Source organism: Granulicella pectinivorans (genome assembly GCF_900114625.1).
GTDB classification, from domain to species: Bacteria; Acidobacteriota; Terriglobia; order Terriglobales; family Acidobacteriaceae; genus Edaphobacter; species Edaphobacter pectinivorans.
Genome location: NZ_FOZL01000001.1, coordinates 3273676 through 3288809 on the forward strand (window position 1 = coordinate 3273676; position 15134 = coordinate 3288809).

General features: G+C 61.9%; 13 protein-coding genes. 6 read left to right on the forward strand and 7 right to left on the reverse strand.

What is annotated here, in order from left to right:
• Nucleotides 1-15: 15 nt before the first annotated feature.
• Nucleotides 16-1026, forward strand: coding sequence for a VTT domain-containing protein (locus BM400_RS12980; protein WP_089839550.1), 1011 nt, complete (start codon nt 16-18; stop codon nt 1024-1026).
• A gap of 15 nt (nt 1027-1041) precedes the next feature.
• Here BM400_RS12980 and BM400_RS12985 read toward each other — a convergent pair whose 3' ends face one another.
• Entirely contained in the window at nt 1042-1764 is a 723-nt protein-coding gene (locus tag BM400_RS12985; protein ID WP_089839551.1) for an energy transducer TonB, read from the reverse strand.
• Nucleotides 1765-1886: 122 nt separating this feature from the next.
• Between BM400_RS12985 and BM400_RS12990 the strand changes: the two genes are divergently transcribed.
• The 4 genes from BM400_RS12990 (at nt 1887) to BM400_RS13005 (ending at nt 7129) form a co-directional block, all read left to right on the forward strand.
• On the forward strand, nt 1887-3047 hold the full coding sequence (locus tag BM400_RS12990; RefSeq protein ID WP_089839552.1) for an acyltransferase family protein: 1161 nt from the start codon (nt 1887-1889) through the stop codon (nt 3045-3047).
• A gap of 55 nt (nt 3048-3102) precedes the next feature.
• Nucleotides 3103-3768: an NAD-dependent epimerase/dehydratase family protein gene (locus BM400_RS12995; protein WP_089839553.1), complete on the forward strand. Its 666-nt coding sequence runs from the start codon at nt 3103-3105 to the stop codon at nt 3766-3768.
• A gap of 125 nt (nt 3769-3893) precedes the next feature.
• Nucleotides 3894-5483, forward strand: a complete 1590-nt coding sequence (locus BM400_RS13000) for a UbiD family decarboxylase (RefSeq protein WP_089839554.1) — start codon at nt 3894-3896, stop codon at nt 5481-5483.
• Nucleotides 5484-5743: 260 nt separating this feature from the next.
• Complete coding sequence (locus BM400_RS13005; protein ID WP_089839555.1) at nt 5744-7129, forward strand: GGDEF domain-containing protein; 1386 nt, start codon at nt 5744-5746, stop codon at nt 7127-7129.
• Between the two features lie 15 nt (nt 7130-7144).
• Here BM400_RS13005 and BM400_RS13010 read toward each other — a convergent pair whose 3' ends face one another.
• Nucleotides 7145-7573, reverse strand: a complete 429-nt coding sequence (locus BM400_RS13010; RefSeq protein WP_089839556.1) for a DUF2147 domain-containing protein — start codon at nt 7571-7573, stop codon at nt 7145-7147.
• A gap of 70 nt (nt 7574-7643) precedes the next feature.
• Here BM400_RS13010 and BM400_RS13015 point away from each other — a divergent pair, with 70 nt between their 5' ends.
• Complete coding sequence (locus BM400_RS13015; protein WP_089839557.1) at nt 7644-8399, forward strand: uroporphyrinogen-III synthase; 756 nt, start codon at nt 7644-7646, stop codon at nt 8397-8399.
• On the opposite strand, the gene ligD is transcribed toward BM400_RS13015, so the two are convergent.
• From ligD to aceB, 5 genes are all read right to left on the reverse strand, one after another.
• Complete coding sequence (ligD, locus tag BM400_RS13020; RefSeq protein ID WP_089839558.1) at nt 8389-11100, reverse strand: DNA ligase D; 2712 nt, start codon at nt 11098-11100, stop codon at nt 8389-8391. The genes BM400_RS13015 and ligD overlap by 11 nt on opposite strands.
• 11 nt (nt 11101-11111) lie before the next feature.
• Complete coding sequence (ku, locus tag BM400_RS13025) at nt 11112-12041, reverse strand: non-homologous end joining protein Ku (protein WP_089839559.1); 930 nt, start codon at nt 12039-12041, stop codon at nt 11112-11114.
• A gap of 148 nt (nt 12042-12189) precedes the next feature.
• Nucleotides 12190-12939 carry an SDR family NAD(P)-dependent oxidoreductase gene (locus tag BM400_RS13030; RefSeq protein ID WP_089839560.1) on the reverse strand — a complete coding sequence of 250 codons (750 nt, stop codon included), beginning with the start codon at nt 12937-12939 and terminating at the stop codon, nt 12190-12192.
• Nucleotides 12940-13055: 116 nt separating this feature from the next.
• Nucleotides 13056-13340: an ArsR/SmtB family transcription factor gene (locus tag BM400_RS13035; protein WP_089839561.1), complete on the reverse strand. Its 285-nt coding sequence runs from the start codon at nt 13338-13340 to the stop codon at nt 13056-13058.
• A 52-nt stretch (nt 13341-13392) separates the two neighbouring features.
• Nucleotides 13393-14985, reverse strand: a complete 1593-nt coding sequence (gene aceB, locus BM400_RS13040; protein ID WP_089841900.1) for a malate synthase A — start codon at nt 14983-14985, stop codon at nt 13393-13395.
• Between the last annotated feature and the right edge of the window lie 149 nt (nt 14986-15134).

Genomic DNA, 15134 nt, shown 5'->3' on the forward strand with positions numbered 1-15134 from the left:
CACTGAAGTAACCCTATGCCATTCGCTCTCGAATTCGTGATCCTGCATGCGTATCTAATCCTCTTCACGTGGGTTCTGATCGAGCAGCTTGGCATACCCATTCCGTCTATCCCCGTCCTGCTGACGGTAGGAACCCTAACGGCCACGCAGCATCTCCAATTAGGGGTTTCGCTGCTGATTGTGCTGTTTTCCTGTGCCATCTCTGATTCGCTTTGGTACTTCCTTGGCCTGCGGTACGGCGGTGCAGTGCTGCGTCTCCTGTGTCGTTTTTCCTTTGAAGCGTCCACCTGCGTCTCCAAGACGGAGAATTACTTCACGCGTCGTGGCCCGGTAACACTGCTGTTTTCGAAGTTCGTCCCCGGTCTTTCGACCGTGGCGGCTCCCATCGCCGGGCAGACCGGGATGCCCTTCCAGAAGTTTCTGGCCTACGACCTGGGCGGATCCGCCATCTGGGCACTCACCTTCCTGCTCGCCGGTCGCTTCTTCGGCGACATCGCCAAACGCAGCCAGATGTTTCTCGGCATGCTCGGGCACTTCGCCGTGGTCGCCTTTTTCCTCATGGTCATCGGCTTCTTTGGGTACCGCGTCCTGAAGCAGCGACGCTTCCTCGCCGGCGTCCGTTCGCTGCGCCTTGAACCCGCTGAACTGATGAATCTTTACCGGGAAGCCGAGGCCTCGGGTCATCCGCTCCCGTTTGTCGTCGACCTACGTCACCCTCTGGACTATCTGCCCGATCCCCGCGTTCTCCCCGGCGCGGTGCGCATTCTCCCCTCCGACCTTGAGGCCCATGCGGACACCATCCCCCGGGACCGCGATGTTGTGCTCTATTGCACCTGCCCGTCGGAAGAGACGAGCGGCAAGGTGGCGCTGCAACTGCACAAACTGGGCATCAGCCGCGTGCGTCCTCTGCGGGGTGGGTTCGACGGCTGGAAAGAGGCTGGCTACCCGCTGCATGACTACGCGGAGCCGCAGCATGATGCACCCGAGACGGAATCCGATATGCCCCACGTCGTCCCGACGACCTAGACGCGGGGCACCGGACTAGCTCCCCAGCTTGAAGTTTACCGTCACCGTGGTTTGCACCTCCGTCACCTCTCCATTCAACCTGTATGGTCTGTACCGGAAGGAGCGGACCGCGTCGATGGCCGCACCGGCCAGCATGGCTGGACCGCTGATGACATGGGCGCTCTCGATGGTGCCGCTCTTCGAGATGATGGCTTCGATCACCACGACGCCCTCAGTGCGGCTGGCAATCGCGATACGCGGATACACCGGCTGAATCTGGCTGATCAGCATGCCCGAAGAGACTCCGGACGACACCTTGACCGGACCCGTATGTTCGGGCTTGGCGACGACAACGTTGGGTCCGGTTCCCCCCGGAACGCCAAGCGGACTTCCGCCTACCGGACCAACCATGGACGTCATCATCACAGGACCATCCGGTGGCGGCGGCCCATAGGTGAGGCCGGGGTTGGGCATGGCTCGAGGGAGGATGGGCGGACGCAGTATCTCCCGCATCGGCGCGGCAGCAGCAGAAGCCGCAGCGTGCGTCTCCGCAACCTTCACCACAACAGGAGGCTTTTTCAGTGGCACAAACACCGCCGGCGCGACCGTCGTGAACGGAAGCGCCTCCGGCTTCACCATAGGGACGATCACGATTGCCGCCGCGATCAGGCACTGAAGCCCGATAGAACCTGCCGTGATCCACCGCCGGCTCTTGGACACAAGTCGGCCCTGCGACTCCAAAAGGCTATCTTCAAACATGGCAATCTCCTCGTAACACGCAGTTCCGGTTGAGCGATCAGCCGGTTCCGGTGCGCATCGAGCGAGAATGCGTCCGTATACTCTTAGACACCGCAGCCACTCCAGTGTTCCCGAGCGCCTGAATGAAACGTGTCCTATCCATCGATGTCCTGCGCGGTGTCACCATCGCGTTCATGATCCTCGTCAACGACCCCGGCGACTGGTTGCATGTGTACGCGCAACTCGACCACGCTGTGTGGAACGGGTGGACGCTGACCGATCTCGTCTTCCCGACGTTCCTCTTCCTGGTGGGCGCATCCACCGTCTTCTCTCTCGATGCGCGCATCGCGAAAGGGAACTGCCGCAAGACGCTCGCCGGACACATCTTCCTGCGCGCGTTGAAGATCTTCGCGCTCAAGATGGCCCTGACCATCGTGCCCTACTTCCACATGACCCACCTGCGCATCTATGGCGTGCTCACGCGCATTGCGCTCTGCTATCTGATCGGCGGGCTCATCCTCCTCGCGACGCGGAACATGCGCGTCCTCGCCGCGCTCAGCGCGGCCATCCTCGCAGGCTACTGGGCGCTGATGCGCTTCGTTCCCATCCCCGGGATCGGCCGTCCGATGCGCGATGTCCCGTTCCTCGACATGAACAACAACCTCGCAGCCTGGCTCGACAGGGCGGTCAACGATCTCTGCCAGCGAACCATCCATACCGGCGTCCTGTATGAGCACACTCGTGACCCCGAAGGCCTGCTCTCCACCCTTCCCGCGGTCGCGACGGTGTTGATCGGGGCGATGGCTGGCCTCTGGCTCAAGCAGCACTTTGCCGCTCCCGGCAAGGCGCGCAACGGACTCATCCTTGGCGGGTTCATAAGCTTCGCCGCCGGCCTCGCCTGGAATCCATGGTTCCCGATCAACAAGAATCTCTGGACCAGCTCCTACGTACTGATGGCTGCGGGTTGGGCCCTGTTCGGGCTCGGAGTCTTCTTCTGGCTCATCGACGTGCAGCGCCTTCACGAAACCCGCATAGGCCACTGGCTCACGAAACCCGCCTTGATCTTCGGATCGAACGCCATCACGGCCTACGCGATGTCAGCGATCATCGTCAAAACCCTGGCCTACTTCAAGGTTCAAGATGGCGACAAACTCACCTCCGTCTCAGGTTGGATCTATCACCACCTCTTCGCCAGCACCGGCTCCACCGACAACACCTCACTCGCCTTTGCCATCGTGTTCGTAGCGGTCTGCTTTATCCCGAACTGGATCCTCTATCGCAAACATATCTTTCTCAAGCTCTAGCCGAACATTGAAAAGTCCTGGTGAACAGAGCGCTACACCCACGTAAGATCGCAGTATGAAGATTCTGCTTACTGGAGCCTCGGGTATGGTTGGGCAGGCAGCGTTGGCAGCCTGCATCGCCGACCCCGCTGTGACTGAGGTGGTCGCGCTCGTTCGCAAGCCTCTCGGCATCGATCACCCCAGGGTGAAAGAGGTCGTATGCCTCAATCTCTTCAAGCTGGTGCGTGTGCTCGATCAGATCGGTAAGCCCGATGCCTGTCTCTTCTGCGCCGGCGTCTCATCCGTGGGCATGACAGAGGCGGTATACCGCCGCGACACCTACGAGATGACCCTTGCCGTCGCTCGCGAGCTTTACGGGCTGAATCCCGCGATGCACTTCCTCTATGTCTCCGGCGTGGGAACGGACTCGACTGAGAAGGGCAATACCATGTGGGCTCGCGTCAAGGGCGCCACCGAGAATGCGTTGACGAAGATCGGCTTCGCGGGCGTCGCGCTCTTCCGCCCCGGATACATTCAGCCCATCGGTGGCGTGAAGTCGAAGGTGGGTTGGTACAACGCGATCTACATGGTCGCTGCGCCGCTCTATCCGTTGCTGAAGAAGCTCTTCCCCAGGGCGGTTACCGATACCCGCACGCTGGGGCGGGCGATGCTCGCTGCCGTTCAACCAGGGATGCCGACGGCGGTCTATGAGCCCGCGGATATCAATCGCATCGGGAAATAACTATCCCCTTACGCACAGAACGGGACCGGCTTTTGCTCGCACTTCACGGTGCGGGTGCGTCGTCTGCTGCTTGCCGCGCAAACCGCTAAACTGGAAGAGACGCTACACAGCATCAAGGAGCGAACGTGCCTTACACCGACTTACGCGAATGGATCCAGGCCCTCGAACGAGCAGGCGAACTCAAGCGCATCACCGCACCCGTCTCGCCGCATCTGGAGATGGCCGAGATCGCCGACCGGGCCGCCAAGCTGGGGAAGGGAACGCCGAAAGCCGGCGGTCCCGCGCTTCTTTTCGAGAACGTCGTAGGATATCCCGGAGCCACCGTCCTGATGAACCAGTTCGGCTCGCTGGACCGCATGAAGCTGGCCCTGAACGTCGATTCGCTGGATGCCATCGCCGAACGCATTCGCGTCCTCCTTCATCCCGTAACGCCCGTGACAATGATCGACAAGCTCAAGCTGCTGCCCAAGCTCGCTGAGGTCGGCAGCTTCTTCCCGAAGGTGATTCCTGCGCGTCAGGCCGCCTGCAAGCAGGTCATTCACAAGGGAGCGGACGTCGACCTTAATCAGTTTCCAATCCTCCAGACCTGGCCCCACGATGGAGGCCGCTTCATCACCCTTCCATGCGTCATCACCCGCGATCCGAAGTCCGGCAAGCGCAACGTCGGCATGTACCGCATGCAGGTCTACGATGGCCAGACGACAGGCATGCACTGGCAGCGCCAGAAGGTAGCCGCGGAGCATATGCGTGACCGTCTCCGTGCCTCGACCACCGATAAGGCCGCCGCCGTCGATCTCATGGCGCTTACCGCCGGTGGCACCGCCGCCGCACCTCATCAGGGAACCGTCGCGACCAAGACCATCACGAAGATCGTAGGCGATCGCATGGAGGTCGCCGTGGCGATCGGGACCGATCCCGCCATTACCTTCTCCGCAATCGTCCCCGCGCCCCCTGAGGTCGAGGAGTATCTCATCGCGGGGTTCCTGCGGCAGAAGCCCGTCGAACTCGTCAAGGCCGAAACCGTCGATCTCGAAGTCCCCGCGCACGCCGAGATTATCCTCGAAGGCTACGTGAACCTCGGCGAACTGCGCACCGAGGGCCCCTTCGGCGATCACACCGGCTTCTACACCATGCAGGACGACTACCCGGTCTTCCACGTCACCTGCATCACCCATCGCAAAAACCCAGTCTGGGCGGCGACAGTGGTGGGCAAGCCGCCCATGGAAGATGCCTGGATGGGCAAGGCGGTCGAACGCATCTTCCTGCCTCTCATGCAGTTGACCATGCCCGAGATCGTCGATGTCAATCTTCCCGCCGAGGGTGTCTTCCATAACCTGATGATCGTGGCCATCCGCAAGTCGTACGCGGGACACGCACGCAAGGTCATGAGCGGCATCTGGGCCATGGGCCAGGCGATGTTCACCAAGTGCATCATCGTCGTCGACGAAGACTGCGACGTGCAGGATGTCGCCGAGGTCACGCTGCGCACCGCGAATAACATCGATCCGGAGCGCGATATCCAGTTCACCATGGGGCCCGTCGACTCGCTCGATCACGCCTCGCGTCTTCCCAACTACGGCTCCAAGATGGGCATCGACGCCACACGCAAGTGGGCCGCCGAAGGCTTCGACCGAGTCTGGCCACCGATGTTAACCATGCCGGAAGACGTAAAAACCCGCGTCGACTTGATGTGGAAGAAGCTGGGCATTGACTGACCCCGTAACCTCATCGGTGCCGTGCAAGTGCGCGGAGGGCTCGCTCCTCCGCGCAGACAGCGTTAGGACCGAGTCTTTTCGGGGGAAAAAGGCGGAAAGTTCGCAGGGCATTACATTTTCTACGATCGGATAAAGTTCTGCGATTCTGTCTGCCAGCCGACTGATCGCAACGTACACTGACCACGGAGTCTCCACATCACGTCCCATGACCTCTCCCCGGCGCTTGGAGTGGTCTAAGAACGAATCGAGGCAACGATCGTATGCGCCAACCCGCACAGCCTCTCTCGTCCGAGCAACCGGATCCGAGGGTGCTGTCTCTTTTAGGGGTCGTTCAGGCTATCTTTCTCGCGGTCGCTGGTGGCGTCGCGGGACTCGTTCTGATCGCGTGGCTCGTTCCTCCGTTCGCCCCCCTCATGCCCAACTTCTGGAACCTGATGAAGGTCAATACGACCCTCATGGTGCTGGGCAGCGCAATCGCCATCTTCCTCACACAGCCGCGCCGCTCGGCGCTGTCGCTCCACATCGCCCGGGTCATTGCGATCGTCGTGGTCTGTCTCGCCGCTGCCACGCTTGCGGAGTTCGCCTTCCACATCAACCTGCACATCGACACGCTCTTCGCCGCCGATGCGCTCTCCCCCATCCCCGGACGCCCGTCCCTGCAAACCGCGATCACCTTCGTCGTCGCGGGCATCGTGCTGACCAACATCCGCGCGCGCAAAGGCCTCCTCAGTCTCCTTATCGACAGCCTCACCCTTTTGCTGTCCCTGTTGGTCCTCACCTTCTTCTCCGGATTCATGTTTGGAGCGCTCCGCCTCTATGGCCTCTCGCTGCAGACCCGGGTCGCCCCGCCCACGCTCCTGTGCATGTTCCTGCTGGCCGTCACCATCTTCAACCGCCGCGCGGAATACGGTGTGTTCTCCATCCTCGTCGGCGGTGGCATCGGCGGCAGAACGGCCCGGCTCGCGGCTCCATGGGCACTTGTTCTCCCATTCACGCTCTCCGGCGCCCGTGGCCTTCTGCAGACGTACACGCCTCTGCCGGAGGAGTACAGCCTCGCTTTGACGGCCAGCATCATGGCCATCTTCGGCCTCTGCCTCATCCTTGTACTGTCTCGCAGGGTCAACCGCCTCGAACACGCCATCCGCGAGCTCTCCCTGCGCGATGAACTCACAGGCATCTACAACCGCCGCGGCTTCTATCTCCTCGCCGAACAGGCCTACCTCCTGGCCCAGCGGGCAGGCGCACCCTTCTTCGTCCTGTTCGTCGACCTCGACTATCTGAAGCTCATCAACGACGCCCTCGGCCATGAGGTCGGCTCCGAGCGACTGAAGCAGATCGCGCAGATCCTGGGGAAGACCTTCCGTGAGACCGATGTGGTCGGCCGCCTCGGAGGCGATGAGTTCATCGCAGCCGGCCGTGCGGATGCGCTCGATCTCCACGTGGCTATGGCGCGCCTTGAGGACACAGTCGCCGCTCTGAATCGCGCGGACCCCGGCCAGCGTTATCCCATCAGCTTCTCGCTCGGATTGGTCGTCTCTCCGCCTGCATCGACCGAGACCCTCGACAGCCTGATCGAGCGCGCCGACGCCGTCATGTACGAGGCAAAACGCACGAAGAAACGCGCGGGCGGTCCCACGCTGGCCTGACCCCGCCACATGCCTCTACCGGCAAGCCTCCACCTCACCCGCCCGTGTCCACGTCTCCGACCGGCCAAACAGGCTCACCCCGATATAACCCCGCAGATGCAGCGTGTTCCCCTTCACCTCGAACTTCCCGCTGTACGTCTTTCCGCTCTTCGGGTCGTAGAGCCTACCGCCCGAAGCCGCCTCAGCCCCCTCCTGCTTGAAGCCGGAGCCGATCCGCAACCCGCAAAGGGGCCTTGCACGCAAAGCAGTATCCGGATTCTGCACGTCGGTCGTCGCCGGGGCGGACGCTCGCACCTTCACCACCGTAAGGCAAACGTCTGGCCCACACGACGCGACCTTCACCACCGAGCCATCCGGCGTAGCCCAGTTGCCCATCACGCCCGTCTGCGCGGAGCACGCTACACCGCCCGCAAACAGCACTCCAATCATTGCGATTCGCTTCATTGCTAAACCTCCCGCTTTCGTGAGATGCAATCCCCGAAGAGCCAAGGCAATCAGACTAAACTAACGAAGCATGCTCCCTCTCGCCGGACGCCGCATCCTCGTCACCCGCAGCCGTCAGCAGGCCTCCGAACTCGCCGCTCAGCTCGAAGCTCTGGGAGCGACCACCTCTGTCATTCCCACCATCGAGATCGCGGCGCCCGCCTCCTACGACGCCTTGGACGAAGCCAGCCTGCAACTCTCCCTTTACGACTGGCTCATCTTCACCAGCGCCAATGCGGTCAACGTCTTCTGTGAACGAACCACCATCCGCGACACCCCCAGGATCGCCGTCATCGGACCGTCCACCGCTCGCGTAGCCCAAGCCGCAGGACTGCCCGTGGACCTCATTCCGAAGCAGGCGGTAGCCGAGTCCCTCCTGGAGTCCCTGTTGCCGCACATTCAGACTGGCACCCGCGTCCTTCTCGTACGAGCCGAGGTCGCGCGCAATGAACTGCCAAACGCCCTCACCCATGCGGGTGCCGAGGTAACCATCGCCGAGGCCTACCGGACCGTGATCCCCTCAGGCTCCGTCGAGGCGCTGCGACATCTGTTTGCAACGCATCCACCCGATGCCGTCACCTTCACCAGTTCATCGACCGCCACGAACCTCGTGGCTCTTCTTGAAGCCGGTGGAATGACGCTCCCACCCACCATCGTTCGAGCCTCGATCGGGCCGATCACAAGCCAGACCCTGCGCGTCCTCGGTCTACCGCCTTCCATCGAGGCCGCAACGGCGACCACCGCGAGTCTCGCCCAGGCACTGGCCGATTACTTCTCTACCTGCTGACTCCCACGGCAGCCAGAGCCTTGGCCGTGATCCTCTGTCTCTTCTTCCCAAGCTCAGCCCACGGATCGCTCTCCAGACGCACGCTCCACGTAGCGAACTGCGCAAGCTGGAATACCGGTCTCTCCCCACCCGCAAGCTCGGACCAGTCGAGCGGCACGGCCACGCCAACGCCCGCTCTGGCCCGCGTGCTGTATGGTGCCACCGCCGTGGCGCCGCGCTCATTCCGCAGGTAATCCAGGTAGATCTTGCCCACGCGTGCCGACTTGGTCATCCTGGTGAGATAGAGCTTCGGATTCTGGCCTTCGATCTTATTCACCAGGGCATGCGCGAACTCCTTGGCCTGGGGCCACTCGAGCTCCGGCACAACTCCGAAGACGACATGCAATCCTTTCCCGCCAGTCGTCTTCACGAACGATGCGAGCCCAAGACCGGACAGGAAATCGCGCACTTCGATGGCTGCCTCACAAACCGTCGTCCAAGCCAGCGATTCATCCGGGTCGAGATCGATGACGAATCGGTCTGGTCTCTCCAAGTCGTCGTTCTTCGACCCCCACGGATGAATCTCTAGCGTCGACATCTGCGCCAGCGAAGCAAGCGCCTCGCGGTTGTCGACTGTGATGTACGGTTCCATCACTCCGGTCTTCTTGTTCGGCACATCCACGCACCCAATGCCCTGAGGCAGCATCTTCGTCACATGCTTCTGGAAGAACTGCTCCCCGCCCACGCCATCCGGCAGCCGCACCAGCGAAAGAGGCCGATTGGCGATATGCGGCAGAATCCGCGGAGCCGCCGTCCAGAAATAATCCGCGAGCATCTGTTTCGTCACGCCGGACGAGGCATCGAGCACCTTCTCCGGATGCGTAAGCCGCACGGTCGCCTTTTCAAGCACCAGCGCCGCCTTCGCGACAGGAGCCTTATGCGAAGCCGAAGCCTTCGGCAACGCAGAACCCTTGGCCCGTTTCGGCTTCGGCCCGGAGGTCTCTCGAACAACCTCGCTCGCCGCCTTGTCCTCGCGCAGCCCAAGAAAAGCTGCCTGACGAAGCTGATTGTCCGCCGTCCAGGTCGCAAACCGAATCTGCGCCACAAGCTCCGGCCTCACCCAGATCGCTCCCCGCCGCGCCTCGACCGGCGGCTTCTCGAAAGACGTCTCCTTCGTCGCAAGCCCATCCAGTTGTACACGGATTGTCTTGCTCGACTTCTGCGTGAACCCCGTGCCGCTTCTTCCCGCATAGATGAGCTTCTTGCCTGCGTAATAGCCCAGCAGCAGGGCACCAATCCCAGCCGAGCCATTCGACGGCAACGTATATCCGCCCACCACGAACTCCTGCTCATGCAGGCACTTCATCTTCAGCCAGTCAGCCGAGCGCCCTTCCATGTACTTGCCCGAAGCCTTCTTCGAGAGGATGCCCTCGGCCCGCAGCTCGCAGGCCTTATGAAACATCGCCTGCCCCCCGGATTCCAGGTGCTCGGAAAAACGCAGATGCACCGGATCGGCTGTCGCCAACACTTCGGCCAGCATCGCCTTCCGATCGCGCAACGCAAGCCCGCGCGGGTTATGCCCATCGAGGTGCAGCAGGTCGAAGACGAAATACGTCAGTGGATGCTTCGCACCATCCTGAAACGAGGCCTGCAAATCCGCGAAGTTCGTCGTCCCGTCGTCCGCAAGGACGACCACCTCGCCATCGAGCGTCACGGTCTCCGTCGGCAACGCGGCGACCGCTGCGGCGACCGATGGAAGACGCGCCGTCCAGTCCAGCCCGGAGCGAGTCAACATCTGCACCTTCCCGCCCGCCTTCCGCGCCTGCATCCTGTACCCATCGAGCTTCAACTCATGCAGCCAGCCTTCTCCATCGGGAGCCGTGTCGGCCTGCTGGGCCAACTGCGGCTGGATGAACCCCGGCTGCTTCTCCTTCGGCAAGCCCTTCAGATCGAGCTTCGGCGCAGCAGCCTTTGCGGCCTTCTTCGCCCTCGGCTTTGCGTCCTCCACCAGCGCCTTCGGCGTACCCGTTGAGGCATCCCGCCGATACCACGCCTGCCCCTCCTTCTGCGTGTCCTTTGAGTTCCACACATGGTCTTCCAAGTTAGCGATCTGCTCCATCGTCCGTCCCGTCACCACCGAAAGATTCTTCTCATCGGTCACCGCCGGAGCATCCGCTGGCTGCTCGAACTCGTCATGCTCCTTGAGAAGCAGCCAGTTCGGCTTCTTCTCGTGCGCAGCCTTTCCGCCCATCCGGATCAACGCCCACTTCCCCTTCATCTTGGTGCCGTGCATGACAAACTTCAGGTTGCCGTCCCGCAGCCCCGCGTCGACATCCGTGTGTCCCTCCTGCGGCTCCCACGTCCCTTGGTCCCACAACATCACGGTTCCGCCGCCGTACTGCCCTGCAGGGATGATCCCTTCAAAGCCCCCATACTCAATCGGATGGTCCTCTACCTGCACCGCCAGCCGCTTATCCCCGACGTGGTAGCTTGGCCCCTTCGCGCAGGCCCATGACTTCAGCACCCCGTTCCACCCAAGCCGGAAGTCATAGTGCAGGTGCGACGCCGCGTGCTTCTGGATGCAGAAGGGAAGAGAAGCCTTCGTACCCACCTTCGTCGTGCCCGCAGGCTCGGCAGTAACGCCGAAGTCGCGCATGGAGCGGTACCGCGCAAGTTGCGCGTCGACAGCATCGGAGGAGTTTGCAGCCTTTTTCGTTGCCATGCCGTAGCCCCCTATGCCGATTTACGCTTCGCCGTCTTCGCCGCAGGCTTCGAAGCCTTAACCAAAGCAATCCCCTTGGCCGCGGTCTTCGTCGCAGTCTTCTTCGGCGTGGCCTTCTCATCCCCTGCGACCGACTTGCGCAGTGCATCCATCAGGTTGATCACCTTGCCGCGCGCCGGTGCCGGAGCCTCGTCCTTGGGAACTGGTGCATGCGCCACCTTCGCGTCCACCAGCTCCTTCAGCGCGACCTCGTAGCCATCGACGAACTTCTCCGGATCGAACCGGCCCGCCTTGCGCTTGATCAGCTCCTTCGCCAGCGACAGAGAATCCGCATCCACCGAGGCCTTCTTCACATCCGCAAAGTACTCCTTCGGATCCCGTAGCTCCTGCGCATACCGCATCGTGTACGCCATCATGCCGCCGAGCGTGTCGTCCTGCGTCGGCGTCAGCGCGACGATATGCTCGCGACCCGCGAACGCAATCTTCGTCAGCGCGACCTTCTTCGTCTCCTTCAGCGCCTGCCGCACCACGGCGAACGCCTGTGCCTGCGCATCGTTCTCCGGCACGACGAAGTACGGCTTCTCATAAAACTCCGGGTCAATCTCGCTCGCATCCACAAACTGCGAGATCTCCATCGTATGTTTCGAAGGCACGCGCAACTGCTCCAGCTCCTTCGGCTCGATCGTCACATACTCGCCCTTCGAGTACTCATAACCCTTGACGATCTCGTCCTTCTCGACCACCGCATCCGGCCCCGCATGGTCATCATGCGTATCCGCAGCCGAAGCCAGCACCTTCTGGTGACGAACGCGCTCGCCGGTCGCCCGTGAGATCTGGTGAAAGTGAATCTCGCTCTTGGCCTCGGTCGCGACGTACAGCTTCACGCCAAACTGCACCAGCGAAATCTGAATCTGACCTGTCCAGTAAGGACGCAAAGCCATGGCAATACCCTCGCGAAGTTGCTGCAAGTGTGATTCCCCGGGCCCAAAGCAAGATGCCCCAATCGTCGCGAAGTCTCCGCGAAGATCGGGGCATCGTTCCTTGCCGGCCAACGGCCCGCGCAGGCTACCCGTCCGGCACGAGAGTGCCTTACATCGTAAATCCGCCGGCCGCGATCAGGTGCTGACCCGTCACCCAGCCGGCATCGTCGGACGCCAGGAAGACGGCAACCTTGCCGATGTCGTCCGGCTGCCCGATGCGGCCCAGCGGACCCTTCTTCGCGGCCTCGCTCAGCTCACCTTCAAGAACGCCCATGCTGGCCGTGCCCTCCGTCTCCACCAGCCCCGGGTTCAGGCTGTTCACGCGGATCTTGCGCGGTCCAAGCTCCTTCGACAACGAGGTGGTGATCGAATCGACCGCGCCCTTCGTCGCCGAATACACCGAGCCGTAAGCCGGCGCCGATGTAGCCACAAGCGATCCGATGTTGATCACCGATCCGCCCTCCGGCCCAGCCAGCTTCACGAACTCCTTCGTCGAGAGCAGCAGCCCAAGCACGTTCAGGTTGAACTGCCGGTGAAACTCCTCGGGCTCAACCGCTTCGATGGCCCCAAAGGCATAGACGCCTGCGTTGTTGACCAGGATATCCAGCCTGCCGTACTGCTTCTTGATCGCAGCAAACGTAGCCTCAATCTCTGCGGGCTTCGAGAAGTCGCCCTGCACCGCGATGGCCTTGCCACCCGCGTGCGTAATGTCGGCGACCGTCTTATCCGCGCCCGCCTTGCTGCTTGCGTAGTTCACCACCACGGTGGCTCCCGCCGCCGCGAGCTTGCGTGCAATGGAAGCGCCGATGCCCTTCGAGGCGCCGGTAACGAGTGCGATCTTGTCTGCGAGAGTGCTCATGGTGTTACTCCTTATTTCTATACTTCGACAACTATCGAATAGATGAGGCGAAAAATAAGAAGGATTCAACAAACGCTAGAAAGAGGCGTGTGGATACCCGCCACCCGCGCAGAATCTTAGATTTGATTCAACTGTGCCAGATACGCCTGCCAAACATCGCGCCGGGGCTCAAGATTCTTGAACCGCCCATCCTTCGATACCTGGATCAGGTCCGCGATCTCCAACTCCCGCAGGTGGTGCGAGGCCGTCGCCGCCGAGATCGGCAGCCCGGCACACGATCCTCCGCAGTTCATCACCTCTTCCGAGGCGTAAATCCGCCGCAGCATCTCATAGCGCGTCGGGTCGGAGAGAGCCCGCGTGATGCGCTGAAACTGCTCGGCAGTGAGTTCCGTCGTAACCATGCTCTTTCATTAGATCATCCGGGGCTGCAAGCGGATGCAGCCCCGGCCGTCGTCACAGTCCTTCCGCAAACACCTGCTCATACGCGGGCAACGTCAGGAACGTCGTGAACTTCTTGCTCGCCACCAGGTCCCGCATCAGATCCGCCGCCTGCAGATACGCCTGGAACCGATCGTCGTCCACCTTGGGCCGTGTCATCGCAAGCTCATCCTGGATCACCTGCTCGATCAGCCCCTCTGTCACTGGAAGCCCATCATCCATCACCGCATGATGATGCACCCACTGCCAGAGCTGCGCCCGGCTGATCTCGGCGGTGGCGGCATCCTCCATCAGGTTGAACAGCGGCACGCACCCGATCCCACGCAGCCAGGCCTCCACATACCCCAGCCCGACAGCCACGTTCTGCCGCACGCCCGCCTCGGAGATCGTCCCTTCGGGAACCCGAAGCAGGTCGTCCGCGGTGCAGTGATAGTCCGGAAGCTGCTTGTCGATCTGGTTCGGCTGCGGCATCACGCGGTCGAAGACCTCGAGCGCAATCGGCACCAGCCCCGGGTGCGCCACCCATGTCCCGTCGTGCCCGTCGGTAGCCTCGCGCTCCTTGTCGGCGCGCACCTGGGTGAGAGCCTTCTCGTTCGCCACCGGATCGCTCTTGATCGGGATAAACGCACTCATCCCGCCCATCGCCGGAGCGTTTCTGCGATGACACGTCTTGATCGCCAGCTTCGAGTAGCTCCGCATGAAGTGCGTCGTCATCGTCACCTGTCCGCGATCCGGCAGCAGCATCGTCTGGTCGCCCGCAAACTTCTTGATGAACGAGAAAATATAGTCCCAGCGTCCGCAGTTCAGCCCCGCTGAATGGTCCCGCAGCTCATACAGAATCTCGTCCATCTCGAACGTCGCCAGAATCGTCTCGATCAGCACGGTCCCCTTGATCGTCCCATGCGGAATCCCCAGCGTCTCCTCCGCCAGTGTGAACGCCTCGTTCCACAGCCGCGCCTCAAGGTGCGACTCCATCTTCGGCAGATAGAAGTAGGGCCCCGAACCTCGGCTCAGCAGCTCCTTCGCGTTGTGGAAGACATACAGCCCAAAGTCGAATAGTCCGCCCGACATCGGCTGCCCATCGACCAGCATGTGCCTCTCTTCCAGGTGCCAGCCACGCGCCCGCACAAACAACACCGCGGGCTTTTCGATTAGCTTGTAGGCCTTACCCGTCTTCGGATCGTCGAACGTGATCGTCCGCCGCACTGCGTCGTAAAGGTTCGCCTGCCCCTCCAGAACATTCGCCCAGGTTGGCGTGGTGGAGTCCTCGAAGTCCGCCATGAACACCTTCGCGCCGGAGTTCAGCGCGTTGATGATCATCTTGCGATCCACCGGCCCTGTGATCTCCACGCGCCGGTCTTGCAGGTCCGCGGGCAGGGAAGCGATCGTCCAGTCCCCAGCACGAATCGCAGCCGTCTCAGGCAGAAAGTCCGGCCTTTCGCCCGCATCCAGCCGGGCCTGCCGCATCGTCCGTGCGTTCAACAGATCCAGCCGCCGGGCATTGAATGCGCGGTGCAGCTTGGCCAGGAACGCAATCGCGTCAGTCGTAAGGACAGCGGGGTGTGTGATCGCGGCGGTAAAGGTCACGCCTTCAGGAAGTGCAGTCATGGAATTCATCCTCTTTTGCATTGCGGGCGAGAGCCCTGAAATCTAAACTTCGTTACCTGCGACGAGCCGTGATTCTAAACGTTGTTTGGCTCCCATCTTGCGCCAAACAACGCTTGGAACCCCAGGATCAAGGACACCGGCTCAACGCT

Bases quoted from the DNA above. Each gene is read 5' to 3' on its own strand.
- BM400_RS12980 (WP_089839550.1), top strand. From the start codon at position 16: ATGCCATTCGCTCTCGAATTCGTGATCCTGCATGCGTATCTAATCCTC.
- BM400_RS12985 (WP_089839551.1), bottom strand. From the start codon at position 1,764: ATGTTTGAAGATAGCCTTTTGGAGTCGCAGGGCCGACTTGTGTCCAAG.
- BM400_RS12990 (WP_089839552.1), top strand. From the start codon at position 1,887: ATGAAACGTGTCCTATCCATCGATGTCCTGCGCGGTGTCACCATCGCG.
- BM400_RS12995 (WP_089839553.1), top strand. From the start codon at position 3,103: ATGAAGATTCTGCTTACTGGAGCCTCGGGTATGGTTGGGCAGGCAGCG.
- BM400_RS13005 (WP_089839555.1), top strand. From the start codon at position 5,744: ATGCGCCAACCCGCACAGCCTCTCTCGTCCGAGCAACCGGATCCGAGG.
- BM400_RS13010 (WP_089839556.1), bottom strand. From the start codon at position 7,573: ATGAAGCGAATCGCAATGATTGGAGTGCTGTTTGCGGGCGGTGTAGCG.
- BM400_RS13015 (WP_089839557.1), top strand. From the start codon at position 7,644: ATGCTCCCTCTCGCCGGACGCCGCATCCTCGTCACCCGCAGCCGTCAG.
- ligD (WP_089839558.1), bottom strand. From the start codon at position 11,100: ATGGCAACGAAAAAGGCTGCAAACTCCTCCGATGCTGTCGACGCGCAA.
- ku (WP_089839559.1), bottom strand. From the start codon at position 12,041: ATGGCTTTGCGTCCTTACTGGACAGGTCAGATTCAGATTTCGCTGGTG.
- BM400_RS13030 (WP_089839560.1), bottom strand. From the start codon at position 12,939: ATGAGCACTCTCGCAGACAAGATCGCACTCGTTACCGGCGCCTCGAAG.
- BM400_RS13035 (WP_089839561.1), bottom strand. From the start codon at position 13,340: ATGGTTACGACGGAACTCACTGCCGAGCAGTTTCAGCGCATCACGCGG.
- aceB (WP_089841900.1), bottom strand. From the start codon at position 14,985: ATGACTGCACTTCCTGAAGGCGTGACCTTTACCGCCGCGATCACACAC.